The organism is Flavobacterium sp. 270 (assembly GCF_004368785.1).
Taxonomy (GTDB): domain Bacteria; phylum Bacteroidota; class Bacteroidia; order Flavobacteriales; family Flavobacteriaceae; genus Flavobacterium.
Genome location: NZ_SODM01000002.1, coordinates 552,874 through 577,613, shown reverse-complemented (window position 1 = coordinate 577,613; position 24,740 = coordinate 552,874). Strand labels below are relative to the sequence as shown.

The 24,740-nt window shown below is 33.4% G+C and carries 20 protein-coding genes and 2 tRNA genes; 14 read left to right on the top strand and 8 right to left on the bottom strand.

What is annotated here, in order from left to right:
• Positions 1–90 precede the first annotated feature (90 nt).
• The 3 genes from EV144_RS09800 (at position 91) to EV144_RS09790 (ending at position 3,489) form a co-directional block, all read left to right on the top strand.
• The gene (locus tag EV144_RS09800; protein WP_208326846.1) at positions 91–1,059 is read left to right on the top strand and encodes an AraC family transcriptional regulator; all 969 of its coding nucleotides are present in this window, start codon (positions 91–93) and stop codon (positions 1,057–1,059) included.
• Positions 1,060–1,322: 263 nt separating this feature from the next.
• Entirely contained in the window at positions 1,323–2,291 is a 969-nt protein-coding gene (locus EV144_RS09795; RefSeq protein WP_134148372.1) for a transporter, read from the top strand.
• Positions 2,292–2,337: 46 nt separating this feature from the next.
• The gene (locus tag EV144_RS09790) at positions 2,338–3,489 is read left to right on the top strand and encodes a BamA/TamA family outer membrane protein (RefSeq protein ID WP_243854647.1); all 1,152 of its coding nucleotides are present in this window, start codon (positions 2,338–2,340) and stop codon (positions 3,487–3,489) included.
• A 70-nt stretch (positions 3,490–3,559) separates the two neighbouring features.
• On the opposite strand, the gene EV144_RS09785 is transcribed toward EV144_RS09790, so the two are convergent.
• Positions 3,560–4,423: a CPBP family intramembrane glutamic endopeptidase gene (locus EV144_RS09785; protein ID WP_134148368.1), complete on the bottom strand. Its 864-nt coding sequence runs from the start codon at positions 4,421–4,423 to the stop codon at positions 3,560–3,562.
• Positions 4,424–4,506: 83 nt separating this feature from the next.
• A complete protein-coding gene (locus EV144_RS09780) occupies positions 4,507–5,304 on the bottom strand; it encodes an AraC family transcriptional regulator (RefSeq protein WP_134148366.1) in 798 nt (265 codons plus the stop codon).
• Between the two features lie 242 nt (positions 5,305–5,546).
• Here EV144_RS09780 and EV144_RS09775 point away from each other — a divergent pair, with 242 nt between their 5' ends.
• The 3 genes from EV144_RS09775 to EV144_RS09765 all read left to right on the top strand — a co-directional run bounded on the left by EV144_RS09775 (position 5,547) and on the right by EV144_RS09765 (position 8,912).
• Complete coding sequence (locus EV144_RS09775; protein ID WP_134148365.1) at positions 5,547–6,743, top strand: aminopeptidase C; 1,197 nt, start codon at positions 5,547–5,549, stop codon at positions 6,741–6,743.
• A 388-nt stretch (positions 6,744–7,131) separates the two neighbouring features.
• Positions 7,132–8,709: an anti-phage dCTP deaminase gene (locus EV144_RS09770; protein ID WP_134148363.1), complete on the top strand. Its 1,578-nt coding sequence runs from the start codon at positions 7,132–7,134 to the stop codon at positions 8,707–8,709.
• Positions 8,710–8,711: 2 nt separating this feature from the next.
• On the top strand, positions 8,712–8,912 hold the full coding sequence (locus EV144_RS09765) for a hypothetical protein (RefSeq protein WP_134148361.1): 201 nt from the start codon (positions 8,712–8,714) through the stop codon (positions 8,910–8,912).
• A gap of 76 nt (positions 8,913–8,988) precedes the next feature.
• Here the strand turns inward: EV144_RS09765 and EV144_RS09760 are convergent, their stop codons facing one another.
• From EV144_RS09760 to EV144_RS09750, 3 genes are all read right to left on the bottom strand, one after another.
• The gene (locus tag EV144_RS09760; protein ID WP_134148360.1) at positions 8,989–9,372 is read right to left on the bottom strand and encodes a helix-turn-helix domain-containing protein; all 384 of its coding nucleotides are present in this window, start codon (positions 9,370–9,372) and stop codon (positions 8,989–8,991) included.
• 375 nt (positions 9,373–9,747) lie between these two features.
• Positions 9,748–10,359 carry a class I SAM-dependent methyltransferase gene (locus EV144_RS09755; protein WP_134148358.1) on the bottom strand — a complete coding sequence of 204 codons (612 nt, stop codon included), beginning with the start codon at positions 10,357–10,359 and terminating at the stop codon, positions 9,748–9,750.
• Between the two features lie 80 nt (positions 10,360–10,439).
• Positions 10,440–11,297, bottom strand: a complete 858-nt coding sequence (locus EV144_RS09750; protein WP_134148356.1) for an AraC family transcriptional regulator — start codon at positions 11,295–11,297, stop codon at positions 10,440–10,442.
• Between the two features lie 168 nt (positions 11,298–11,465).
• Here EV144_RS09750 and EV144_RS09745 point away from each other — a divergent pair, with 168 nt between their 5' ends.
• Positions 11,466–12,134 (top strand): hypothetical protein, encoded by a 669-nt coding sequence (locus EV144_RS09745; protein WP_134148354.1) that lies wholly within the window; start codon positions 11,466–11,468, stop codon positions 12,132–12,134.
• Positions 12,135–12,440: 306 nt separating this feature from the next.
• Here the strand turns inward: EV144_RS09745 and EV144_RS09740 are convergent.
• The 3 genes from EV144_RS09740 to rseP form a co-directional block, all read right to left on the bottom strand.
• A tRNA-Asn gene (locus EV144_RS09740) sits at positions 12,441–12,514 on the bottom strand.
• 39 nt (positions 12,515–12,553) lie between these two features.
• Positions 12,554–12,627: transfer RNA gene (locus tag EV144_RS09735), tRNA-Asn, on the bottom strand.
• Between the two features lie 86 nt (positions 12,628–12,713).
• The gene (gene rseP / locus EV144_RS09730; protein ID WP_134148353.1) at positions 12,714–14,054 is read right to left on the bottom strand and encodes an RIP metalloprotease RseP; all 1,341 of its coding nucleotides are present in this window, start codon (positions 14,052–14,054) and stop codon (positions 12,714–12,716) included.
• 198 nt (positions 14,055–14,252) lie between these two features.
• On the opposite strand from rseP, the gene EV144_RS09725 reads away from it, so the two are divergent.
• From EV144_RS09725 to hflX, 7 genes are all read left to right on the top strand, one after another.
• A complete protein-coding gene (locus EV144_RS09725) occupies positions 14,253–15,326 on the top strand; it encodes an NADH:flavin oxidoreductase/NADH oxidase (protein ID WP_134148351.1) in 1,074 nt (357 codons plus the stop codon).
• Between the two features lie 66 nt (positions 15,327–15,392).
• Positions 15,393–16,421: a Gfo/Idh/MocA family oxidoreductase gene (locus EV144_RS09720; RefSeq protein WP_134148350.1), complete on the top strand. Its 1,029-nt coding sequence runs from the start codon at positions 15,393–15,395 to the stop codon at positions 16,419–16,421.
• A gap of 137 nt (positions 16,422–16,558) precedes the next feature.
• Positions 16,559–17,776, top strand: coding sequence for an MFS transporter (locus EV144_RS09715; protein ID WP_134148348.1), 1,218 nt, complete (start codon positions 16,559–16,561; stop codon positions 17,774–17,776).
• A 332-nt stretch (positions 17,777–18,108) separates the two neighbouring features.
• Positions 18,109–20,946, top strand: coding sequence for a carboxypeptidase-like regulatory domain-containing protein (locus tag EV144_RS09710; protein WP_134148347.1), 2,838 nt, complete (start codon positions 18,109–18,111; stop codon positions 20,944–20,946).
• Positions 20,947–20,965: 19 nt separating this feature from the next.
• Complete coding sequence (locus EV144_RS09705; protein WP_134148345.1) at positions 20,966–22,303, top strand: DUF5689 domain-containing protein; 1,338 nt, start codon at positions 20,966–20,968, stop codon at positions 22,301–22,303.
• A gap of 136 nt (positions 22,304–22,439) precedes the next feature.
• Positions 22,440–23,306: a hypothetical protein gene (locus EV144_RS09700; protein ID WP_134148343.1), complete on the top strand. Its 867-nt coding sequence runs from the start codon at positions 22,440–22,442 to the stop codon at positions 23,304–23,306.
• Between the two features lie 163 nt (positions 23,307–23,469).
• Positions 23,470–24,708, top strand: a complete 1,239-nt coding sequence (hflX, locus tag EV144_RS09695) for a GTPase HflX (RefSeq protein ID WP_134148342.1) — start codon at positions 23,470–23,472, stop codon at positions 24,706–24,708.
• Positions 24,709–24,740 lie beyond the last annotated feature (32 nt).

The following is a 24,740-nucleotide window of genomic DNA, read 5'->3' as shown; positions in this document are numbered from 1 at the left end:
TTAATCAGAGACAAACAGTGCTTTAAAATAAAGAAAGCCCCCCTTTCTAAATCACTTTAAGAGATAGTACAAATGAATTAAACGTAGAACATGATGGCTATACTACTTTCGTTTTTCTTTTTTGTAGCAGCAATTGCTGGCTTTGCAGCTTCATTTAGAGTAGTGTTTTCAAGGAAAAATTATTCTAAGAGCTTTTTTTTAGGATTGTTTTTAATGAGTCTTTCCATTGTGAGTCTCTATAACTTTTATTTGGCATCAAAAATTGTCAAAAACTTCCCTGATTTTTTTATCATAACAAAATCCTTTATTTTTTTAGCGGCACCTTGTTCTTATTTGTATGTACGGGACATTTTATCTTCAGAAAATAAAATCAGAAAATACGACAGACTGCATTTTCTGCCTTTTGCTGTTTATTTTATAATGACCTTGATTGTATATGCAGGCCGTTATGTAAATATTGAATTGATATCTTATATAGAAACCAAAACGAAAAATCCTTTTTCAATTTTAATGCTTACAATCTGGCTGTTTTACATCTTCTGCCAGACAATGCTGATTTTAAACTATGATTTAAAAAAATTTAAAGGAAGTCAGTTTCATAGAATGAAAGTAATAAACTGGATAAAGGTTTACAATTTGATGGTGCTGTTTTTGTTTTCAGCCTTATTCGTTTATCATTTTTTATTGAGGGAAACAGATATTGTAGATCTTTCGTGTTATTTCCTAATTTCCTTTGTCTTGTTTTTTGCTGTAGGATGGCTTTATTTCAAGCCTCAGATTTTTCATGACGAAGAAGAAACTTTTGATTTTCTTCAGGATGCTACCATTCAGATTAATGAAATTAAAAATAATCAGCCTCTCGTAAATGAAATTAGAGCAGAGAAAAAAGAAGATTATCTCTATAGATTAAATTATGTTTTTACCCATAAAAAACTCTTTCTCAAAAAAGATTTTATGATACGCGATTTAGCAGACGAAACGGGAATCGCGGTACATCAGCTTTCTAATTTAATTAATTCAGAATTTGGACTTCATTTTCAGGATTACGTAAATTTATAAAGAATAGAATATTTTAAAGACAAAATAAACGATCCGGAATGGAAAGATCTTTCGCTCGAAGGAATGGCGTGGGGATCTGGATTTAAATCCCGCACAACTTGCTTTAGGGCTTTTATAAAACATACCGGAAAATCACCATCACAATATTTTAAAACGACCAGAATAATACAGACAAATCAAACGCTTATTGCTTTAAATAATGGGTTTTATAATGATTGAGGAATAAGCGAAAGTCAATCCGAATTAATTTTAAAACAGACAGCATGAGAACATTATTGCTTAAACCAAAACCAATACAAAAATGGCATATCCTATTTTTAGTATTGCTAATTTCCAGTTTGTCTAATGCGCAGCTAAAAGGCGGACATATTCTTGGCGGAGTAGGACTACAGTCTGGAACGCTAGCTCCAGAAAATACTTTGGCAGTTTATGTGCCGGGCTATTTTTATGCCGCGTCTTCTTTACGAAACAGCGACGGAGATATTTCGGTGCACAATCCAGATATCAATGCCTTTGTAACAGGAGCAGGAGTTTCGTGGGTCAGCGATTTTAAAATTCTGGGAGCTAATTACGGTGCAACAGCATTGTTTGCATTTGCATCTAATAAAATAGAAGGAAATAATGTAAATATTGATGGCTCTCTGGCATTTACAGATACTTATTTAATACCGGTACAATTGGGCTGGCATAAAAAAAGAGCCGATTTTATGTTTAGTTATGCCCTTTATCTTCCAACAGGAAAATATACGGCTGGAGCCTCAGATAACAGCGGATTAGGAATGTTTATAAATGAGTTTTCTCTGGGGACTACATTATTTTTTAATGAGAAAAAAACGCTTCATTTTGCCACAACAGTTTCTTATGAAATCAACGGAAAAAAGAAAGATACCGATATAAAAACAGGAGATATTTTAAGTCTTGAAGGCGGTTTAGGAAAAACCTTTTATTGTTTTAATGCCGAAAAAACAGCACCAAAAGCGATCATAAGCGCGGGATTAATTTACTACTTGCAATATAAAGTTACCAATGATGAAATTCCTATCGGGCCGATTGTCTGGACAGGAGATAAAGACCGTGTAGCAGCAGTGGGAGCCGAAGTTAATTTTATACACATAAAATCTACCTCTACAATTGGCTTGCGCTGGCTGGGAGAAGTTTCTGCCATAAACAGATTTCAGGGTAATACTTTTTTCCTCACGCTGGCTCATGTTTTTAGTACGAAGAAAGAATAACCAAACGGATTTTCTTTTAAAAAGTAATCTTCAGATTTCGATGAAAATGAAAAAAAACATACCAAATCTTCTCTTCTTTAGTCTTGTTTTTTTGTTGCTTTCAAATCATACTTTTGGACAAAAAAAGCACATTACAGTAAAAGATTCTCTTGACGGAGCATTCGATTTAAGTGATTATTTAATTTATGCCAATGGGTTTATCGTCGTTCCTACAATAATTACAGAACCTGCGGTAGGTGGTTTTGGTGTTGCTATAGTGCCTGTATTTCTTAAAAAACATCCTCCGGTTGTTGATGAAAACGGAAAAAAAAGAATTGTAAATCCGGATATTACAGGAGCTTTAGGAATGTACACCAGTAATAAAAGCTGGATGGTTGGTGCTTTTCGATCCGGAAGTTTTATAAAATCAAAAATCAATTATCGGGTTGCAGGCGGCTACGGTGATATGAATTTGTCGTTTTATGAAAATAACATTCCGAACCTTAAAGACAAAGAATTTAAATTGAATTTTAGAACTGCATTTTTTTATACTCAGGTGTTAAAACAATTTAATAACCCGAAATGGAGCGCAGGTCCGCAATATCTTTTTTTAAATTCAAAAATCAATCTTCCGTCTGGCGATACACCTAATTTTGTAAAAGATAAAGACATCAAAAGTACCATCAGTCAGTTGGGCGGCGCGATACAATTTGATAATCGGGACAACATTTTTACGCCCGATAAAGGAATCCGGCTGCAGTCTGATTTTTTCTGGTCAGACAATGCGATTGGAAGCGATTATGATGCCTGGCGCGTCAACCTTTCCGCAATCGGATTTTATCCCATAACACCAAAATTAATTGGAGGATTACGAATAGAAGCAGAACAAGCATTCGGAAGTCCGCCGTTTTATCTTTTACCCGGAATAAATTTACGCGGCGTACCAATGGGAAGATATCAGGGAAAAACAAGTTTAGTTACAGAAGTAGAATTCCGTTGGGATTTGTACCGAAGATGGAGTTTGATGGGTTATGCCGGCGGTGCAAATGCATTTAGCGATTGGGGCGATACCTTCAAAAAACCATTAGAATACAGTTACGGAACCGGTTTTAGATATTTAATTGCCCGAAAATTTAAACTCCGCATGGGCGTAGATGTCGCAAAGGGCCCAGAAGATTGGGCATATTATATTGTTTTTGGAAGCAATTGGATGAGATGATACAATTTGGTTAGTTATTTATGAAACCCGACAGATTTTAAATCTTGTCGGGTTTGTTTTTATAAAAAGCTTATTTCTTCCAATATGGCAAAACTATTTTGTTTTCTCTATGAGATAAAATCAATAAAACAGTTGTAGCAATAGAGCAAAATACAATGGCCTGAATACTGCCTTCGGGTCCAAATTCTCCTCCGGTTATCAATTCTAAACCTTCAAATTTAGCTTCAATCAGACTATTTGTTTTTGCATTTCCAGAAGTTATGGCGCCGTAAATTCCCGACTGCATAAAATTCCACGCAAAATGCAAAGCAATAGGAAACCATAAATTTCTACTGTAAATAAAAGCCGCGCCAAGTAATAATCCAGCTTCAATGGCAACAGACAAACAAGAAAGCAAAGTACTGTTTTCATTCGCCAAATGCATCAAACCAAAAATTAAAGCCGAAATAATCAAAGCAATATAACTTCCTAGTTTTTCTTCCATGATTCTAAAAAGAATACCGCGTACTAAAATTTCCTCGATAATTGCTGCCGTAAAAGAAAGCGTTAGCGGAATAATAATAAACGAAACAGGATTTACAGCAAGAATAGTATAACCGCCAGCGAGATAAATAACCAAAATAGTCAGCGATTGTAAAACAGCTCCAATCAGAGTTCCGATAATTAAATTTCGGGCAATTCTGTTGAGAGAGAATTCGGTAACGTCTCTTTTTTCATAATATTTGAAGAAAAGAATATAACTGCCCAAAGCCAAAGCAGAAACAATAATTCCTTTTATAAGATTTCTAAAATCTTTGTCGAGCGGGGTTTGCAATAATAATTTTCCAAAAAGAGCTTGTCCGATATTGACAAAAGCCAGACAAACGATCAACGAAAGTATAATTTTGGTTAAAGGGAAATTAAATATTTTTTGTTTTGTAGTCAGGGTTTCCATTTTTAGATTTGGTATTTAAATGTTTAAGTTGAAGCAAAAGTAATGTGCCTCAAAAACAAAAAATAGAATGAAATTTGCCTTTTTTAAATTTTTTGAAATTCTTTAGGTAAAAATCCGGTTTGGTTTTTAAAGGTTCTTATAAAATGACTCTGATCGGCAAAACCGCATAGAAAACTAATTTCCGTCAAATTACTTTCGTTGGTTTGTATCAGCGAAAGCGAGCGATTTATTTTTATACGGCGCATGTATTCGCCCAAAGTGCATCCAAAATATTTCGGAAAATGTTTCGAAATTGTAATCGGATTTAGGTTTAAAACCTGCGCCAAATCCTGTAGATTCGGATTTTCGTTCCAGCAGTCATTCAATAATTCATTTAAACTTTTAACCCAAAACGGACTTTTTTCAAATTTATCCAAATGCGAATTAGAGTTTGCCAACTGCGCAAATAACATATTAATGGTGTCGCCAGAAAAAGTATCGGCAACCTGAGATTCTTTAAAGATTTTTAGAATCAAAAATTTAGTCAAAGCAGCATTCTGAACTGATTTCTCTATTGTAGCTTCTGTAATCTGAAGTTCTTTCAACAGATTTTCTTCAATTTCGATATTGATATTTTTAGAAGGAAAAAGTGTGTTTTGATTCAAATGCAATTCGTCGCTGTGGTAAAATAAAAGCGAACCGGGGCCAACATCAATAGTAGAATTTTTTCGTTTTTCTGATGTACCGCCTTTTAGAAACAATGTAATATGTGCATTATTATGGGAATGCCAGCCTTCAAAAACCTTACTTTGATATTCTGTTTCTACAACAGCAATTCCCTGCGTATTGTTGAAAATGTTTTTGGTATTGCCTAAATATTTCTCTTTTTCGAGTTCGTACATTTCAGGATTTTTGCTGGGAATTTCAGCAACCAAATTACTATTTATTTAAGAACTACAAAAGTGATTTAGTTTTGATTGAAAAACAGCAATCTGTTTTTGCATATTTTGTACTATAATACACCTTAATAAAAAGATTGTGAAAAAATTAACCGAAAAAATATAATAAATTACACAAAATTTAATTGTTTTGTAACAAATTAGAAACATTGTAGACTAATTTCTCAAAACCTTAAACATAATTTATGAATACATTTTCATTCAAATCAGTACTTGCAGCGTCGGTATTTTTTGTTGGAGCGACCAGCTGTTTTGCACAAGACGTTTTAGTAAACTCACTAAAACTAAATGCAAGTGATAAAAGTAAAGAGAACTTTAAATTTACCGAAGTAGTAAATTTAGGAACAACATCTGTAAAAGCTCAAGGATCTTCTGGAACATGCTGGAGTTATTCTACAAACTCATTCTTAGAGTCAGAAATGATTCGTTTAGGAAAACAGCCTGTAGAATTGTCTCAGATTTTCTCTGCAAGAAATGTTTATGTAGAAAAAGGAATTAATTATGTACGCATGCACGGAGCAGTTACTTTGGGCGACGGTGGTGCATTGCACGATGTAATTAATATGTACAAAAAATACGGAACTGTACCGAGAGAAGTTTACACAGGATTAAACTACGGAACAGATAAAAATAAATTTGGCGAAATGGGAGCGCTGATTGAAGGACTTCTAACTGCTGTGGTAAAAAACCCGAACGGAGAATTAACGCCAAACTGGCAAAAAGCATACGCTGCTGTTATTGATTCTTATTTAGGAAAAGTGCCGGATAATTTTACTTACAAAGGAAAAAATTACACGCCGCAATCTTTCGCAAAAGAAGTAGTGGGAATAAATCCAGATGATTATGTAGAAATGTCTTCTTTTACAACTTCTCCATATTACCAAAAAACAACGATGATGGTGCCAGACAACTGGTCTTTTGATCAGGTTTACAATGTAAAAGTAAACGATATGACAGACGTTATCGATAATGCACTTAAAAAAGGATACACTGTAGCATGGGCAACAGACGTAAGCGAAAAAAGCTTTAGCTGGAAAAATGGTGTGGCGTATGTACCAACAAAAAAATTCGACGATATGACTGCCGAAGAAAAAGCAGACATGTTTAACGGACCAAAACCAGAACCAGAAATTACTCCAGAAATGCGTCAGGCTGCGTTTGATAATTACACCACAACAGACGACCACGGAATGCACATTATTGGCCTTGCAAAAGACCAAACTGGAAGAGAATATTACATCGTAAAAAACTCTTGGGGAGAAACAAACGACTACAAAGGTTTCTTGTTTGTAACAAAAAACTTCGTGAAATATAAAACGACTGCTTTATTAGTTAATAAAGGTGGAATTCCTTCTGAGATTGCTAAGAAATTAGGGGTTTAAGTTTTATTAGACTTTTTGAAATATTAGGAAGCGCTGCAATGAAAATTGCAGCGCTTTTTTATTTTCTAAAGTAATTGTAAAATTTGAAAAAAATGCAGAATGTAGTGTAATCACTCTATGTTGGGAGATATAAAACGCATGATTGGATAAAATAAGTTTCCTTAGACAAAACAGGTATTTTTACGTGTTGTAGAATTTATAAATTATCCTACTTTGTCTAAAATATCTAATTAGAATATGGTTTTCCGTAAAAGTAATATTAATAAAGTAATAAAATTTGAGTTTTAATTTCTTAATTGAATATGTGAAAAAATATAACTTAAAAAACATACAACTAATATGTATAATTTTTTATTAAGCCTTAATCAAAAAATTTAAAAAAAAGCTAATGGAACAAGTAAAATTTGAAATTGTACATCAGGATGAAAGAATAAAAGGGAAGACAACAAGGGAAAAAGTTAAAAATACTTTTACTGAAGAATTGTTTTTAGGAATTTGTTCACCGATAGGTTCTATGAAAGATGAAGTTATAGCTTCATTAACTGAAATACTAGAAAAAACATATGGTTATACGGTAGAAGTTTTAAAATTAAGCGATTATATTGATAAATATAAAATAAATGCATTTCAGCCCGTAGGAGGTAGCACAGAGGAATATTCTAAATTGATGTATAAAATAGATGAGGGAAATGCAATTAGAAAACATTATAATAATAATTCAGTTTTGGTAGAATTAGCAATAAGAGATATTTACAATAATCGTGTACATGAAGCTACTAAAGGTGATGGAGGAGAATTGCCAAAAGCAGAAGATTTTACGAGTAGAAGAAGATGCTTTATTTTTAATTCTATAAAAAATAAAGAGGAATTATTATTACTGAGGCAAATTTATACTGATAATTTTTATCAATTTAGTATATTTTCCCCTCAACATGAAAGAGAACAAAATTTACTTAATAAAAATTTATCGCAGAAAGAAATTAGAAATATAATAGACGTTGATGAATATGATAATAATATAAATGGTCAAAATGTCAGAGGTACATTTACAGAAGGAGATTTTTTCTTAAGAGTTTCTACAAAAAATTCAGATAAGTTAAATGATAAAATTCAAAGATATTTACACCTTATTTTTGAGAGTTCAATTGTTACTCCAACATCTGAAGAAACAGCAATGTATGCAGCTAAATCTGCTTCAGGTAATTCTGCGTGTTTATCAAGACAAGTTGGGGCGGCCATAACAAGTAAAAAAGGAAATTTAATATCAACGGGATGGAATGATGTTCCTAAGTTTGGAGGTAATCTTTACAGAGAAGGTGATAAAGTCGACTTTAGATGTAATCAAACAGGTATTTGTAGTAATGATGAGCAAAAAGACTCTTTAGTTCAAAGTATTATCGAATTAATAAATGTTGATTCTGATTTAAATAATATTTTTTTTGATGATGAAGGATTAGTTGATATAAAAAAGATTAATAAATTTGCAAATCAATTAAGAAACTCGAAAATTAAGGATCTAATTGAATTTTCAAGGTCTGTACATGCAGAGATGCATGCTATTATATCTGGAAGTCAGTTATCTGGAGAAAAAATGATTAATGGTAAACTATTTAGTACTACATATCCTTGTCACAATTGTGCTAGACATATTATTGTTGCTGGAATAAAAGAAGTATATTATATTGAGCCATATAAAAAGAGTTTAGGGATAACTTTACACGATGATGCAATTACAGAGGATGAAAATAGTAAAGATAAAGTAAGGATATTAATTTTTGATGGTGTAGCTCCTCGTAAATATTTGAATTTTTTTACTAACTTTACTGAAAGAAAAAGTAATGGGAAGAAGGTTTCAAGAGATTTTACAACTATAAAGCCAAAAGTTGCAAAATCTTTACAAGCTTTATCTACACTAGAAACTCAAGCAATACATTCTCTAAAAGAGTGCGGACTAATAAATGAATAAATATGGAAAAAGACAAAAAAAACCAAGCCTCAAAAACCAATCAATTGTCTTTAGAATTTTCAAATAAGTCGCCAATAAATCAAAATTCCTGTCAAGCAGCAATTGAAAATTCTAGAATTATTTCATTGTCTGATTATAAAATGTCAGACAAAGGTAAAACGGATTATACAAGTTTAGTTTTAAAATACACTAAATCATTTTAAAAAAAAACACCTCATTTGAGGTGTTTTTTGTATCATATTCTTAGTTAACTTTCTTTCAATATTTCTAAAGAAATCCCTATTTTCCTTTCATCAATTTCTCCAAATACTCAACCTTATCTTTCTCAGCCTGAACCAAACGCTCATAAAGCTCGACAACTTTATCAAGCGGGTTGAAGTTGCAGTTATATGCATTTCCATTAATAAAACTACCGTCATGCAAAGTGTTTCCAATAATATTCAAAACAGCTTCATCAGAGAAATTCTTAATAGCTTCGGCAGAAACGCCTAATATTTCAGCAATTTTATTTAATTTTTCATCCTCAACAGTTTCGCTCCCTTCAATATTAGAAATAGTTTGCTGCGTTACGCCAATTGCTATTGCAAGTGCTTCTTGTTTCATTCCTCTAAGCTCTCTGATACGGCTTATATTTCTCCCGATATGTTTTGCTGTTGTAGTCATAGTTCAAAGATATTTAAAATTCCTGAAAATTATTTTATCCAAAACAAAAATACAATTTTTCGGACAGGTTGTAATTGTAGAATGAATTTTGTTTTTATTTGTAATTGTGGAGTTTCTTACGGATTCTTCGACTTCGCTCAGAATGACAAAATTGGTTAAGCTTTGTAGAGTTTCTAGTGTGATTTGCTTCGCCTGTTCGCTATCGCTCGAGTCTCCTCCGTCGAAATGACAAGATTGCGCTTTTTCACAACGAATATAACATTCAGTTTGTCATTTCGACGGAGGAGAAATCACACTCGTAGCCACAATGTTTGGCAAACTATGCATTTTTAGTGAGTTTGCTACGTTCCAATGACAAAAAATGAGATAAAAAACCTAAATCTTCTTCCCCACAAACCGAATCACAGAACCAGTTCCAATATGAAATTTCCCTTCATTCAAAACAATTTCTTCTTCGGATAAAAGCAGGATTTCATAATTTTTAAAATCGGCTAGAATTTCTTCTTTCGAAAATAAATCATCAATATTGTCTGGTCCGCCCACTTTTGGATTTTGTTTTTTAAAATGGAAATGACTTTTGCTGAAAGCTTCAAAAATAATAATTCCGCCAGATTTTAAATAAGTATCTAACTTTTGGTGAAGTTTAGATTTCGCTTCCGCGGAAAAATGAGCGTAAATCAATCCAATTGCGTCAAATGAATTTTTCTCGAATTCCAATTCTTCGAGATCACCGACACTATATTCTAAACTTATATTGTTTTCTTTGGCAAGTTTTAAAGCTTTTAGCTGTCCTTCTGCGCTTAAATCAAACGAAGTGACATTCCAGTTCAATTGAGCAGCAAAAACGCCGTTACGGCCTTCGCCATCGGCTGGCATTAAAATTTTTCCGGGTTCAAATTTTGACAGCCATTCTTTAAAGAAAATATTCGGCTCGGTTCCGTATGCAAATTCGGTTTCTTTATATCTTTCGTCCCATTTCTGTTTCATTTGGATTCAATTAAAATTCAATTCAAAAGTAAATCTGGAACACCTTTAAAAGATAGGACAAAATTGAAGTTTGATGTCACTTACTTAAAGTTCTGCCGAAAAGTTTCCGGCGAAAACCCAGTATGTTTTTTAAACAATCGAATAAAATACGAAACATCATCATAACCCATATAATCTGCAATTTGACTCACTTGATTGGTTGTTGCTAAAAGATATCTTTTAGATTCCAGAATAATAGTTTCCGTAATAATTTCCGAAGCCGTTTTGTCAAGTATTGTTTTCGTAATAGCATTCAGCTGATAAGAAGTAAGGTTTAGCATTTCGGCATAAGCGCTGACTTGTTTTTGCGTAAAAATATGCGTTTCTAAAAGAGCTAAAAATTCCTCCAAACGTTCCTGTGCATACAAATTGGTTTTTTCTGCGGTTGTTTTCTTTTGCTCGCGAGTAAGTTCCATAAAAAAAATGCTGAGGTTGGCTTTTATGATTTCGAGATGGTTTTCGCGTTTCGTATTATATTCTTCAAAAATATAATCGAGTGGATAAAGTATTTTTTGAAATTGATTTCCGTCAAGCGGATAATAATTCTGAATGCCGGTTTTGCGTAAATATTGATTAGAAGTTTTATTTTCAGAATTGAAAAAAGCAGCATTCATTTTAATCATATATCCAGAACACAAAGCGTCTAATTCTAACCGGTGCGCCTGCCCCGGACGTACGAAAAAAACAGTATGATCTTTTACTTCATGATTAATAAAGTCAATTTCGTGAAATCCTTTTCCTTTTTTTAAAACCAGAATATGAAAAAAATCATGTCGATGTAAGTCTTCCATCAAATCTTTTTCCGAAAGTAAATCCTCAAGATTCCGAATACTGAAATTCTCAGAAGAATTTGATGTAGTGGGAGAATTAGTAATATGTCTAACAGGAATTTTTTCCATTTTATTTGATGTTATACAAATGTACAAAACAACACGGTAAACATTAAACCTAAAAAACCGCATTTTAACGTCTTTTAAGGTTGTTGGTAGATATAATAAATTAAAAAACAGAACAATAAGTACCTTTATATAAGTTTCTCAAAATGTATAACCAATAAAATATTAGTTATGATGAAAAATTATGCAGCACCTTTTACCGCAATTGCCTGTGTTTTTTCGTTTAACTGTTTTGCCCAGCGCAGCGAAAGCGCTTCTCCCAATCCAGAAATTAAAAATGCACGTTTAATTGCCGACAACAAACCCAAAAAAGATCTTGTTGTAAAATCGTACCACGTTGAAGAAAAAATAAACATGCCTTTTGGAAGCCGTGTAACAACTTACGAAGTTACCAGTTTAGACATGATTTATACAAACGACCTGGGTCCGAACAACACACGAACCGTAACGCCAAACTACGGAAGAACAAAAATAAAAACAACTGAAGCCATCGCAACAAAAATAGTTGTTGATACAATTGCAAAAAAGATAGAACCCGTTAAAGTCGGAATAATTCCGCCAGCACAAAAAGCAAAATTCATTAAAGTAAATGTTTTAAATACCTACGAAAAAGTTTTAGACAAAGGTTATAGAACATTAGAAATGGTTAAAAAAGTAGCCGACAAATCGTATTTTGAAGATGATCTTGTTGTAGCGGCCAAATACTATGCTGAACTTTTTAATATGACTACAGATTTGGAAGCGGTTTATTATTATCGCTATGCGCAATCCTTAAAAGCAATCAACGAAATTGATAAGGCTGAGGAAATGATGAAGGTTTTTAAAAGTAAAACGATGTGAGGAAATCGTTTTTAAGCGCAAAGAGCGCAATCCGATCGCTATCGGGACACAAGGTTCGCAAAGTTTAATTATTAAGCCTTGCGAACCTTTGCGATTAATTTAAACACAAAGAACATAAAGAGGTTTTGTCGATCTGAAACCGTAGTCTGTGGATGAAAAGTATATAACAAAAAAAAGACTATCGTAATGATAGTCTTTTTTTTTAAGCTCCTCCTCTTGGGCTCGAATCAACCCCGAAAGCTTTCGGGGCTCTGATTAATAGTCAAAAAAAATACCACTTACAATTTGTAAGTGGTATTTAATAAGCTCCCCCTCTTGGGCTCGAACCAAGGACCCTCTGATTAACAGTCAGATGCTCTAACCAACTGAGCTAAGGAGGAATCACCTTAAAGGTAAATATGTTTGCTAAAAAAAGTTTGCTCCCCCTCTTGGGCTCGAACCAAGGACCCTCTGATTAACAGTCAGATGCTCTAACCAACTGAGCTAAGGAGGAAGTTGTTGCTCTTTTTAGCGAGTGCAAATATAATCGATTTTTTAGTTTCTCAAAAATATTTTAACTCTTTTTCTTGATTTTTTTTTCTACTTCATAATTGCCTTGTAAATATCGTTTCCGTTAGCAAACAAAAGCAGTGCTATAAGTAGTACAAAGCCAACCATTTGGGCGTTTTCTAAGAATTTATCGCTCGGTTTTCTGCCACTAATTATTTCGTATAATAAAAACATTACATGACCTCCATCAAGAGCTGGAATTGGCAATAAATTCATAACTCCAAGCATAATTGACAATAAAGCAGTGATTGACCAGAACACTTCCCAGCTCCAAGAAGATGGAAAAATGTTAAAAATCGCTGCAAAACCACCTACTTGTTTGTACGCTTTTGTTTCTGGATTAAAGATCATTTTAAGCTGTTTTCCGTAACCTATCAATTGATCTTTACCTTTTGTAAGTCCAACCGGAATAGATTCGAAGAAACTATATTCTTTTGTGCTTATTTTATAATAACCTAATTTTTCTAAAGACTCCATATCTACACCGCCGGCAATTACACCAAGTTTACCATTATTATCTACTTTAATAGTAACAGGAGTTTGTTTTAAATCACGTAAAACAACAGCAGAAAGAGTTTTTCCTTTATTATTTTCTAAAATCGTTTTAACCTGATCATAATATTTTGTCTGCTGACCGTTTACGCTCACAATTAAATCTTTTGGTTTTAAAGCAGTGTTTGCAGATTCTGCAGGAATGCCTTTAATAGCAAAAGGAGAACGAATATTCACCAAAAGACCTTTTTCAGTTTTAGATAACTGATCTACAAAATCTGTCGGCATTGTAATAGTTTGCTGTTTTCCGTCTCTTTCGATCAAAATGTTTTTAGCCATGATAATATTCATGTTTAAATCACTGTCGAAATTTTCTACTTTTTTATTATCAATCGAGATCAATTTATCTCCGGTTTTAAAACCAGCTTTAAGCATAACTGGATTTTCAACCAAAACACCATCTTTCAAATCAGCATTCGCAACATAAGTATCGCCATAAGCAAACGCCATACCTATATAGATAATAAAAGCCAGGATAAAGTTTACAGTAACACCGCCAAGCATAATAATTAAACGCTGCCAAGCCGGTTTAGAACGAAATTCCCACGGTTGTGGCGGCAATGCCATTTGTTCTTTGTCCATACTTTCGTCGATCATACCTGAGATTTTTACATAACCTCCAAGTGGCAACCAGCCGATTCCGTATTCTGTTTCGCCGATTTTCTTTTTTAACAGCGAATATTTAACATCAAAAAATAAGTAAAATTTTTCAACTCTGGTTTTAAATAATTTTGCAGGAATAAAGTGTCCTAATTCATGAAGAATAATAAGTAAAGATAAACTCAATAGAAATTGAGAGAGTTTGATAACTATATCCATTTTGTATTTTTAGTTCGTATTTAACGCACAAAAGTAGCGTTTTCTATTTAATATAAGAGTGCAATATAAGACATAAGGTTTTAAATGTTTGTTAATTAATAAACATTTAGATTTCTAGTTTTAACAAGATGCAGTAACTTTACTTTTCAAATGGCACTCTAATCTATAAGTAGGCCAAAACCAGTAAAAGTTACATGTATGGCTTCATTATTATTCTCTTCACTTTCGATAAAAAATACTACTTTAAAAAATAGAATTGTTATTTCGCCAATGTGTCAATATTCTGCAATCGACGGATTTGCAAACGATTGGCATCTAGTGCACTTAGGCACTCGTGCCATCGGAGGTGCTGCTTTGATAATTCAGGAAGCAACTGCGGTTTCTCCAGAAGCCAGAATTTCTCCTTCTGATTTGGGAATTTGGAAAGACGAACACATTCAAAAATTAAAACAAATTAACGAGTTTATAATTTCTCAAAATGCAGTTCCGGGAATTCAACTCGCGCACGCAGGACGAAAAGCGAGTGTTTCGGCTCCATGGAAAGGCAATAAAAAGTTAGATTTCGCTCAAGGCGGATGGCAGACCGTTGCACCAAGTGCGGTTCTATATCATGATAATGAACCCTTTCTTCCAGAAGCTTTGGACAAAAACGGAATCCAAAAAGTAATTTCAGATTTTAAAGCAGCAACAAAAAGAGTAGTTGAAGCAGGTTATAAAGTGATAGAAGTTCACGGGGCACATGGCTATTTACTGCACCAATTTTTATCTCCTTTAACGAATGTTAGAACCGATGAATATGGCGGAAGTTTTGAGAACAGAATCCGTTTTACATTAGAAGTTCTTGAAGCAGTCCAGTCAGAATGGCCTTCAGAGCTGCCTTTATTTTTAAGATTATCAGCAACAGATTGGGCAGAAGGAGGATGGAATCCCGAAGAATCTGTAAAGCTTTGCAAAATATTAAAAGAAAAAGGCGTAGATTTAATTGATGTTACATCCGGAGGTTTAGTGTCTCATCAGCAGATTCCAGTTAAGCCTGGTTATCAGGTTTCTTTTGCCGAAAAAATCAAAAAAGAAGCTAATATTTTAACCAGCGCAGTTGGTTTAATAACAGAGTCAAAACAAGCTGAAGATATTTTAGAAAACAGTCAGGCCGATTTAATTATGTTTGCCAGAGAATCGCTGAGAAACCCAAATTTGCCGTTAAGTTTTGCAAAAGAATTAAACGACGAAATTCAATGGCCAAAACAATACGAAAGAGCTAAAATAAAATAGAAAAACATAAAGTTTTAATTTGAACCATTAAGAACTTAATTAACTTAATGGTAAAAAACAATCAAAATGCAAAAAATAAAAACAGCACTATTATCATACGGAATGTCGGGAAAAGTTTTTCACGCGCCTTTTTTAGATCTTCACTCAGGATTTGAATTATTAGGCTCTTGGGAACGAAGCAAAAAACTAATTCAGGAAGATTACCCAGCCGTAAAAAGTTATGCTGCTATCGATGAATTATTAGCAGACGACGTCGATTTGGTAATCGTCAATACACCAGTAGGAACGCATTACGAATATGCAAAAAAAGTGCTTTTGGCAGGAAAACATGCCGTTGTAGAAAAAGCATTTACAACCACTGCAGCCGAAGCAGAAGAATTAGCTTCGATTGCCAAAGAAAAAGGATTAAAATTGGCCGTTTTTCAGAACAGACGCTGGGACAGTGATTTTAAAACCATTCAAAAAATAATAAAAGACGGAGTTTTGGGGGATTTAGTTGAGGCCGAATTTCACTTCGACAGATATAATCCAATATTAAGTCCAAAAGTACACAAAGAAACAGCCAATAGCGGTGCTGGAATATTAAAAGATTTAGGTCCGCATTTAATCGATCAGGCGGTTGCTTTATTTGGTTCGCCAAAATCAGTTTTTGGCGATATTAGAGTTACAAGAAAAGATTCTGTAGTGGATGATTGGATCGATTTACTGTTGATTTACACCAATTTTAGAGTTCGCTTAAAAGCAAGTTTTTTTGTAAAAGAAGCAAATCCGGCTTACACCATTCACGGAAAAAAAGGATCTTTTTTAAAACCTCGCGGTGATGTTCAGGAAGACGATTTAAAAGCAGGAAAGAAACCAAATTTAGAATCTTGGGGAACAGAGCCAGAAAGCTTACAAGGTCTTTTGCACACAGATACTGTTCGCGAAAAAGTACCAACACTGCAGGGAAATTATTTCAGTTTTTTTGATGGCGTTTATGATTCCATTGCCAATAATAAAACAGAACCTGTTACTGCACAAGATGGTATAAAAGTAATGAAGATAATTGAAGCTGCAATTGCGAGTAACGCACAGCAAAAAGCAATTATTTTATAAAGATTTTTATGTGTTAGAACTAATTTATCTACTCAATTTATAAACAATAACGTTATAAATGGAGTAAGGAATTGAATGCAATGTAGTTTCATAGCGCTTTTTAGTATTTTTGAAGATATTACAAAAACAGGTCGACTATGCTGGGAAATTTTAATCCATTATCGTTTTTTCAAACTAAAGGAAAAATCAAGAAAGTTTTTAGAGAAGCAAAAGCTTCTTATTTAAACCGAATTCGTTTTGCAGTCGGAATGTTTTATTTCGGAATGGGTTTAAGTTTTGCAACATGGGCGAGCAGGATTCCAGATATAAAAAGTGCTTTACATTTAACAGAAGGCGATTTAGGTTCAATATTATTTGCGCTCCCAGTCGGACAATTAGTAATAATGCCCTTTTCGGGAAAAATGGTAACCAAATTCGGTAGCCATCGTATCTTGATTTTCTCTTTAATAATGTATGTTTTGTGTTTGGTCAATCTTGGTCTGGCAACTACAGCATTGCAATTATCTTTAGGCTTATTTTTATTTGGCTTATTCGGAAACTTAGCCAATATCGCTGTAAACACACAAGGCGTTTATACCGAAGTTCTTTTTAGAAAAACCATTATGTCATCCTTTCACGGTATGTGGAGTTTTGCTGGATTTTCTGGTGCATTGGTAGGTTTAGGAATGCTGGCTTTAAAATTAAGTCCGCTTCATCATTTTATAATTGTTGGCGTCATTGTATTATTAATGGTTGCTTTCAATTTTAAATTTTTAGTAAGAGCCAAAGAAAAAATCAAAGCCAAACCAGAAGGAAAAAAATTATTTTCAAAACCAGACAGCGCATTACTTTGGCTTGGTGTTATTGGTTTTTGCAGTATGGCCAGCGAAGGCGTAATGTTTGACTGGAGTGGTGTTTATTTTAAAGAAATAGTAAAAGCGCCCGGCCCTCTGGTTGTTTTAGGATATACTTCTTTTATGATTATGATGGCCAGCGGTAGATTTTTAGGCGATAATTTGATTAATAAATTCGGACGTGAACGTGTTATGCAAATTAGCGGTGTTATGATTTCTGCCGGACTTTTTACAGCTGTTTTTCTTCCTTATATTATTCCTTGTACTATAGCGTTTATGTTTGTTGGTTTAGGAGTTGCCACCATAGTTCCTACAGTTTATAGTATGGCAGGAAAAAATCCAACCGTTCCGCCAGGCGAAGCGCTAACGATTGTTTCGAGTGTAAGTTTCCTTGGTTTTTTAATGGGACCTCCGGTAATCGGACATATTGCGCAGACTTTTGGACTTCAGTTTTCTTTTGCCTTTATCGGAATCTTTGGCGTTCTAATTGCTTTTATGGTTTCTAAGATTAGAACTGCATAATATTTTTTTCTCTCGCAGATTTTACAGATTAAGCTGATTTTTATTGTGTTTTTATCCTATAAAATTATTTAAACTATTTTAAAATCAGCTTAATCTGCAAAATCTGCTTGAACCTTTATTTGCTTTTTAATACTAATTAAAAGTACTATAAAATATTTTATATTAAAATAAATTAACAAGAAAATTATTATAATTATTATTTTTGATTACTTTTGAATAAATAATGCCATTTCCAACAACCAATTTTATCTTTTGAAATAAGAATGAAAATGTTTTGATACCAAAAACATTCTTCATTCAAAATCTATTTTCAAAGTAAATTGAAGTTTTTTATGGTAAAAAAATACCTGATCTTTTTTATTTTATTGTCTTTTAAAGTTTGTTTAGCCCAACAAGAAACTATTTTTAACGGAATAGTAGTTGATGCAAAAACACAAAATCCTATTCAAAATGTTGTAGTCAGTATTCAGAATTCAACCATAACACAACTCACAAAGTTTAACGGAAAATTCGAATTGCATTCGTCTATAAATGGCGAACAATTATTATTGATACACAGTCAAGGTTACAAAGATTTGCTTTTAAAAATAAAGTCCCAATTTGGAAAAAATATATATCTGGGGATTTTACAATTAGAAGATACTTTTTCAGAAGAAGTTCCGGCGGCATTAATTACACTTTTAGATAGCGATTTCTCAGACGACAACAGTTCTTCAGAAATGACATCAGGACTTTTACAATCTTCCAAAGATGCTTTTATGCAGGCTTCTGCGTTCAATTGGGGACAAGCCCGATTCAGAGTCCGAGGTTTAGACAGCGAAAACGGTACGATGATGCTTAATGGTATGAACATGAACAAACTCTACGATGGAAGACCGCAATGGAGCAATTGGGGAGGATTGAATAATGTGCTGCGAAATCAGGAATTTTCTGTAGGAGCAGCGCCTTCAACTTACACTTTTGGTGGTATTTTAGGAACACAGCAAATCACTACACGAGCCTCAATGTATAGAAAAGGATGGCAGTTTTCGTTTTCAGGAAGCAACACAACCTATACCGGACGTGCAATTGCAACGTATGCTTCTGGAATGAATGCTTCGGGCTGGGCGTATGCAGTTTCTGCCGGAAAACGTTGGGCAGACGAAGGCTATTTTGATGGAACAAATTACAAAGCAGAGTCCGTTTTTGTTAGTGTCGAAAAAAAATTAAACAACAATCAAACGCTAAATTTTACCGGATTTTATACACCAAGTTCCAGAGGAAAAAATTCTGCCAATACAAACGAAGTAACGGAGTTAAAAGAAGAGAAGTACAATTCGTATTGGGGTTATCAAAATGGTAAAAAGCGAAATGCAAGAGTAAAAAATATAGAAGAACCGTTGTTGATGCTCAATCATTATTTAAAGATAAATGAAAAAGCAAACCTCAATTCCAGCATAATGTATCAATTCGGGAAAGTAGGAAACAGCAATCTCGATTATCAAAAAGTAGACAGTCCGGATCCTGTATATTATAGAAAACTGCCCAGTTATTTTACTTCTTTATACGCAAAAGACAAAGGCGAATTTTCTGGAGATTTTACACCTGATTTTGAAAATGCAGAAAAAAGTAAAGATTTATTTTTAGAAAATTCTCAAATCAATTGGGAAGCGATGTACAAAGCCAATCAGAAACCAACATTCAATTCTGATCATAATATTACTGGTTTTGAGCCGGCACAAAGCCATTATGTTTTATACGAAGACAGAACCGATGATAAAACTTTCGCTGTAAATTCTAATTTTAATTCACAGGTTTCGACTAATGTTTCTTTTGATAGTGGCATTACGTATAGAAATCTAAAGTCACATAATTTTCAATGCTTGGAAGATTTACTAGGCGGATTATTTTTTGAAGATATAGATGCTTTCTATAAAGGCGATCAATCGCAATCGGATTTATTGCACCCAAATCGAGAAGTAAAAAAAGGAGATACTTACGGCTATAATTATAATTTTCTGGCAAATGAAATTGATGCTTTTGCCCAGTTTAAACTCACGTACAATACTACCGAATTTTACTTAGCACAATCTTATTCAGTTTCCAATTATCAAAGAGAAGGATTGTACCAAAATGGGATTTACCCGACAAATTCTCTGGGAAAAAGCGAGAAAATCAACTTTGAAAATTTCGGTTTCAAAGGCGGATTTACTTATAAAATCTCGGGGAAACAATTATTGTTTTTTAATGGATCACATTTAACAAGAGCGCCTTCGATTCGGAATACGTTTATAAATTCAAGATTAAATAATAATATTGTTGACGGAATTGAAAGCGAAAACATTAGCAGTGCCGAAGGTAATTATGTGTATCGTTCGCCGAAACTCAAATTACGTTTAACAGCTTATTATGCTTTGATAAAAAACACCTCAAAAACGTCCTTTTTTTATGCCGAAGGAATTTTTGATAATGGAGCAGGTTATGACAATACCGATGCTTTTGTGAGTCAGACTTTGACTCATTTGGACAAGAAAAACATAGGATCTGAATTGAGTTTTGAATATCAAATATCTTCCACTCTTAAAACTATTTTCGCAGCCTCCTATGGTAATTACACCTATAATAGTAATCCGGATGTTTTAATAACCAACGATGCAAATGCAGCAAAAACAAATGTTCCTGCGACTTTTGATTTTGGACAAGCGTATCTCAAAAACTACAAACAAGCCGGAATGCCGCAGCAAGCATATTCATTAGGTTTAGAATACAGAGATCCAAAATATTGGTGGATTGGAACTAATATTAATTATCTAACGGATAGTTATATTGACGTTTCGCCAATTTCCCGCACACCGCATTTTTATATTAATTCTAAAAGCGGTCATGTTTTTCCAGAAGCAACAGAAGAGCGAACTGCCGTATTATTAAAACAAGAAAAATTTAATCCTGTCATGTTACTCAATATTACAGGTGGAAAATCCTGGCGCATTTCGCATAAATATATCGGACTCTTTATGAGTGTAAATAATGCATTAAATACGATTTATAAAACCGGCGGTTTTGAGCAGGCCAGAAATGCAAACTTTAGAGCTTTTAATCAAGATGTTTCTAGCGGAACACCATCATTTGGGTCAAAATATTATTACGGATACGGAAGAACCTATTTCGCAAACCTTACCATTAGTCTATAAATCTGAACACTTATTTAAAATGAAAAATATATTTTTTGCAGTCACAGCATTACTTTTTTACGGCTGTAATAACGAAGTTGAAATCCCGAAATTAACTTGCACACAACCCGATTTAGCAGTGAACAAAACAGTCGATAAAGTAATTGAAGTTTCAACAGCTACTCCCAAACAATATCTATACGATGATATTATAGAAGCCTATGTGGTTTCAAGTGATGAAGGCGGAAACTTTTTTAAGACGATCTATTTCCAGACCGTGCCAAAAACAGGATTTTCTGCAAAAGGATTTTCTGTTGCTGTGGATGCATCAAACACGTATATCGATTATAGAATTGGAACAAAAGTTTACATCAAACTAAAAAATCAATTTACAGCTTTGCTATATGGAGGCATGCAGATTGGGAGTTTGTATGTAAGTAATGCAGGTTTACCAACCATAGGCAGGATTTCGCAAAACGATTATAAAAACGTGCTTAACGCTTCCTGCACAACTCTTGATGAAAACGAACTTGTTCGGGTTGTTTCTATAGAAGAAGCATTAGATGATGCCAAACTCAATACTTTAATAGAATTGGATAATGTCGAGTTTACAGAATCGGCTTTGGGACATCATTATTTTGAAGATGTAAATAATGTAGGCGGTTCTACAAATTGGAATCTACGCGATAAAACCGGAAATCAAATTATTTTCAGAACCAGCGGTTATGCCCATTTTGCAGACATTTTTGTGCCAGAAGGAAGCGGAAAAGTTCGAGGAATATTGACAAAATACGGTACAGATTATCAAATGATGATTCGATCTGAAGAAGATGTTGTTATGAATGGAAAAAGAAACACGCCGTTTTTTGCTGAAGATTTTCAATCGGTAAAAAACAATGTAAATTTTGCACTTCCCGGCTGGAGCAATATTGCAGAAAAAGGAACTAAAATTTGGAAAAGCATGGTTTACGGAGGAAATGGTTATGCCGAATTTAATACAACAAGTACAACTGCGGTTGAAAATATAGCCTGGCTGATTTCACCTAAAATCAATTTGACAGGTTATACAAATGCAATATTATCTTTTAGAAGTGCCCAGCATGATTTAAAAGTTGATTCTCCTTTAAATACATTAGAAATTTACGTCTCGACAAATTTTGACGGATCGAATGTTACTAAAGCCAAATGGACAAAACTGAATGCAAAACTGCCTAATCTATTAACGCCTGCACGCGAGTTTATAAGTTCTGGAGGTATTGATTTATCTTCTTATACAGGAAATATCAATATTGCGTTTAGATACATTGGTTCTGGAAAAGACAAAACCTTAAACGGCGCTTTTATGGTTGATGATGTTAAAATTTTTGGCGAAAAATAAACGATCTATTTTTTTAAAATGAAATTAATGAATTGATTTTTAGATGATAATTTAATAATGTGCAGTTTTTAAGCAGGATGTTATTAGATTTTGATGGAATTTTGTATTTTGGTCATCCCAAATTGAAAGAAATACCATGAAAAAAATCTACTTAATAGCCATCTTATTGATGGTTTTCCCGTGCTTGTTATACAGTCAGGATGCCCCGCCGGTTAGACTTAAACAAATTAATATTGTAAAAACAAATTACCAGAATTATAAAGATGGTGAGATTGTAAATAAAACAATTGTATTTGCTGACGGAAAAATTCAAACTATTACCACTTCAGACGTTATTCAAAAATTCTTTTACAATAAGAATGGATTGTTAGACATGACGATAAAAGAAAAAACAGGAAGTGACTGGAAAGAGGTAATAAACTACACTTATGATGCTGATAATAATATTATCAAATTTGTAAACAAATATCATGAAGGTAACGAATACATTACAAAAGTGGTAACTTTTATGTATGAAGGATCGAGAATAAAAGTAACCACAAAGAAAAGTACCAATCACCAAAATTTGGTTGATGATATAGAATATATCGTTGAGAATGGTATTATTGTAAGACGTACTTCACGTGATAAAAACAAACAGATTAACGGAAAAATCGAATACGTTTATGTAAACGACAACGTATCTAAACACAAAGGTTTAGTTGGAGATAAAATCTCTAAAACATATACTTATGATGATAAAAAATCGGTAGAACAATTAATTGTTCAAAACCTTTTTGGAGACAATTATAAAGTGATTGTGCCAATGATTTCCTATCATGAAGACGAGTTTAGTTTTGAAGACATATCGTATAATAACGAAGTTAATTTTAGTCCATCGTCAGCAGCTTTAGTTGCGGTAAGCAGAAAATACAAATACAATAAATTAAACTTTCCGATTTCTTGTTCTCAAATTGAGGAAAATGGAATTGTAAAAACAGAGAAAACGTTTATTTACGAATAAAGATTTTTTACCTTAAAATAAAGCCATTTAGAAATTAGATTTTTAATTTTTAAATGGCTTTATTTTTTATGGAATATCTTAATTTTCATAAATAGAACTTAAAATGTTAATTCTATAAGTGTAGTAGTGCACAAATCATTAAATTTGCATCTTATTCAAAAATATGTTAGAGAAAGAAGTTATAAATTTTGAGAAAACGGCCATTGTTGGTATTATAACTCAAAATCAAAGTGAAGAAAAATTAAATGAATATTTAGACGAATTAGAGTTTTTGACTTTTACCGCCGGCGGTGAAGTTATTAAACGCTTTTCGCAAAAAATGGAACGCCCAAATCCGAAGACTTTTGTTGGGACAGGAAAAATAGATGAAATCAATCTTTTTGTAAAAGAGAATAATATATCGACTTTAATTTTTGATGATGAATTAACGCCTTCACAGCAAAAAAACATCTCAAAAATTATAGATTGTAAAATTTTGGACAGAACCAATTTGATTCTGGATATTTTTGCACAAAGAGCCGAAACTTCTTATGCAAGAACTCAGGTTGAATTGGCACAGTGTATCTATTTATTACCGAGACTTTCTGGTTTATGGACGCACCTTGAACGTCAGAAAGGTGGTATTGGTATGCGTGGTCCCGGTGAAACCGAGATTGAAACGGATAGACGTATTGTACGTGACAGAATTTCGTTATTGAAAGATAAAATCAAAACAATCGACAAACAAATGAGTATTCAACGCAGCAATCGCGGTGCGATGGTACGTGTGGCGTTGGTTGGTTATACCAATGTTGGAAAATCGACTTTGATGAATGCGATTGGTAAAAGTGATGTTTTTGTTGAGAATAAATTATTCGCAACGCTGGACACAACAGTTCGTAAAGTGGTAATTAAAAACCTGCCATTTTTACTTTCTGATACTGTAGGTTTTATTAGAAAATTGCCAACACAATTGGTAGATTCTTTTAAAAGTACACTTGATGAGGTTCGCGAAGCCGATTTGCTTTTGCACGTTGTAGATATCTCACATCCCGATTTTGAAGATCATATTGCCTCTGTAAATCAGACTTTGTTAGAAATCAAAAGTAATGACAAACCCACTATTATGGTTTTTAATAAAATTGATGCCTACAAACATTTAACGATTGATGAGGATGATTTAATTACCGAAAGAACTAGAAGACACTACACACTGGAGGAATGGAAACAAACTTGGATGAGTAATGTTGGTCAGGACAAAGCGTTATTTATCTCGGCAACTCAGAAAGAAAATTTTGAAGAGTTTAGAGAGATTGTATATGAAGCAGTTCGTCAGATACATATTACGAGATTCCCTTACAATAAATTTTTATATCCCGATTATAAGGATGCAATAGAGAAAGAAGAAAAAGAAGAGGAATAAAAAGTTTAATATTCAAATTTTAAATTCCAATT

Excerpts from the sequence above, each read along its gene's own strand:
- EV144_RS09800 (WP_208326846.1), top strand. The coding sequence starts at position 91 with ATGATGGCTATACTACTTTCGTTTTTCTTTTTTGTAGCAGCAATTGCT.
- EV144_RS09795 (WP_134148372.1), top strand. The coding sequence starts at position 1,323 with ATGAGAACATTATTGCTTAAACCAAAACCAATACAAAAATGGCATATC.
- EV144_RS09790 (WP_243854647.1), top strand. The coding sequence starts at position 2,338 with ATGAAAAAAAACATACCAAATCTTCTCTTCTTTAGTCTTGTTTTTTTG.
- EV144_RS09785 (WP_134148368.1), bottom strand. The coding sequence starts at position 4,423 with ATGGAAACCCTGACTACAAAACAAAAAATATTTAATTTCCCTTTAACC.
- EV144_RS09780 (WP_134148366.1), bottom strand. The coding sequence starts at position 5,304 with ATGTACGAACTCGAAAAAGAGAAATATTTAGGCAATACCAAAAACATT.
- EV144_RS09775 (WP_134148365.1), top strand. The coding sequence starts at position 5,547 with ATGAATACATTTTCATTCAAATCAGTACTTGCAGCGTCGGTATTTTTT.
- EV144_RS09770 (WP_134148363.1), top strand. The coding sequence starts at position 7,132 with ATGGAACAAGTAAAATTTGAAATTGTACATCAGGATGAAAGAATAAAA.
- EV144_RS09765 (WP_134148361.1), top strand. The coding sequence starts at position 8,712 with ATGGAAAAAGACAAAAAAAACCAAGCCTCAAAAACCAATCAATTGTCT.
- EV144_RS09760 (WP_134148360.1), bottom strand. The coding sequence starts at position 9,372 with ATGACTACAACAGCAAAACATATCGGGAGAAATATAAGCCGTATCAGA.
- EV144_RS09755 (WP_134148358.1), bottom strand. The coding sequence starts at position 10,359 with ATGAAACAGAAATGGGACGAAAGATATAAAGAAACCGAATTTGCATAC.
- EV144_RS09750 (WP_134148356.1), bottom strand. The coding sequence starts at position 11,297 with ATGGAAAAAATTCCTGTTAGACATATTACTAATTCTCCCACTACATCA.
- EV144_RS09745 (WP_134148354.1), top strand. The coding sequence starts at position 11,466 with ATGATGAAAAATTATGCAGCACCTTTTACCGCAATTGCCTGTGTTTTT.
- rseP (WP_134148353.1), bottom strand. The coding sequence starts at position 14,054 with ATGGATATAGTTATCAAACTCTCTCAATTTCTATTGAGTTTATCTTTA.
- EV144_RS09725 (WP_134148351.1), top strand. The coding sequence starts at position 14,253 with ATGGCTTCATTATTATTCTCTTCACTTTCGATAAAAAATACTACTTTA.
- EV144_RS09720 (WP_134148350.1), top strand. The coding sequence starts at position 15,393 with ATGCAAAAAATAAAAACAGCACTATTATCATACGGAATGTCGGGAAAA.
- EV144_RS09715 (WP_134148348.1), top strand. The coding sequence starts at position 16,559 with ATGCTGGGAAATTTTAATCCATTATCGTTTTTTCAAACTAAAGGAAAA.
- EV144_RS09710 (WP_134148347.1), top strand. The coding sequence starts at position 18,109 with ATGGTAAAAAAATACCTGATCTTTTTTATTTTATTGTCTTTTAAAGTT.
- EV144_RS09705 (WP_134148345.1), top strand. The coding sequence starts at position 20,966 with ATGAAAAATATATTTTTTGCAGTCACAGCATTACTTTTTTACGGCTGT.
- EV144_RS09700 (WP_134148343.1), top strand. The coding sequence starts at position 22,440 with ATGAAAAAAATCTACTTAATAGCCATCTTATTGATGGTTTTCCCGTGC.
- hflX (WP_134148342.1), top strand. The coding sequence starts at position 23,470 with ATGTTAGAGAAAGAAGTTATAAATTTTGAGAAAACGGCCATTGTTGGT.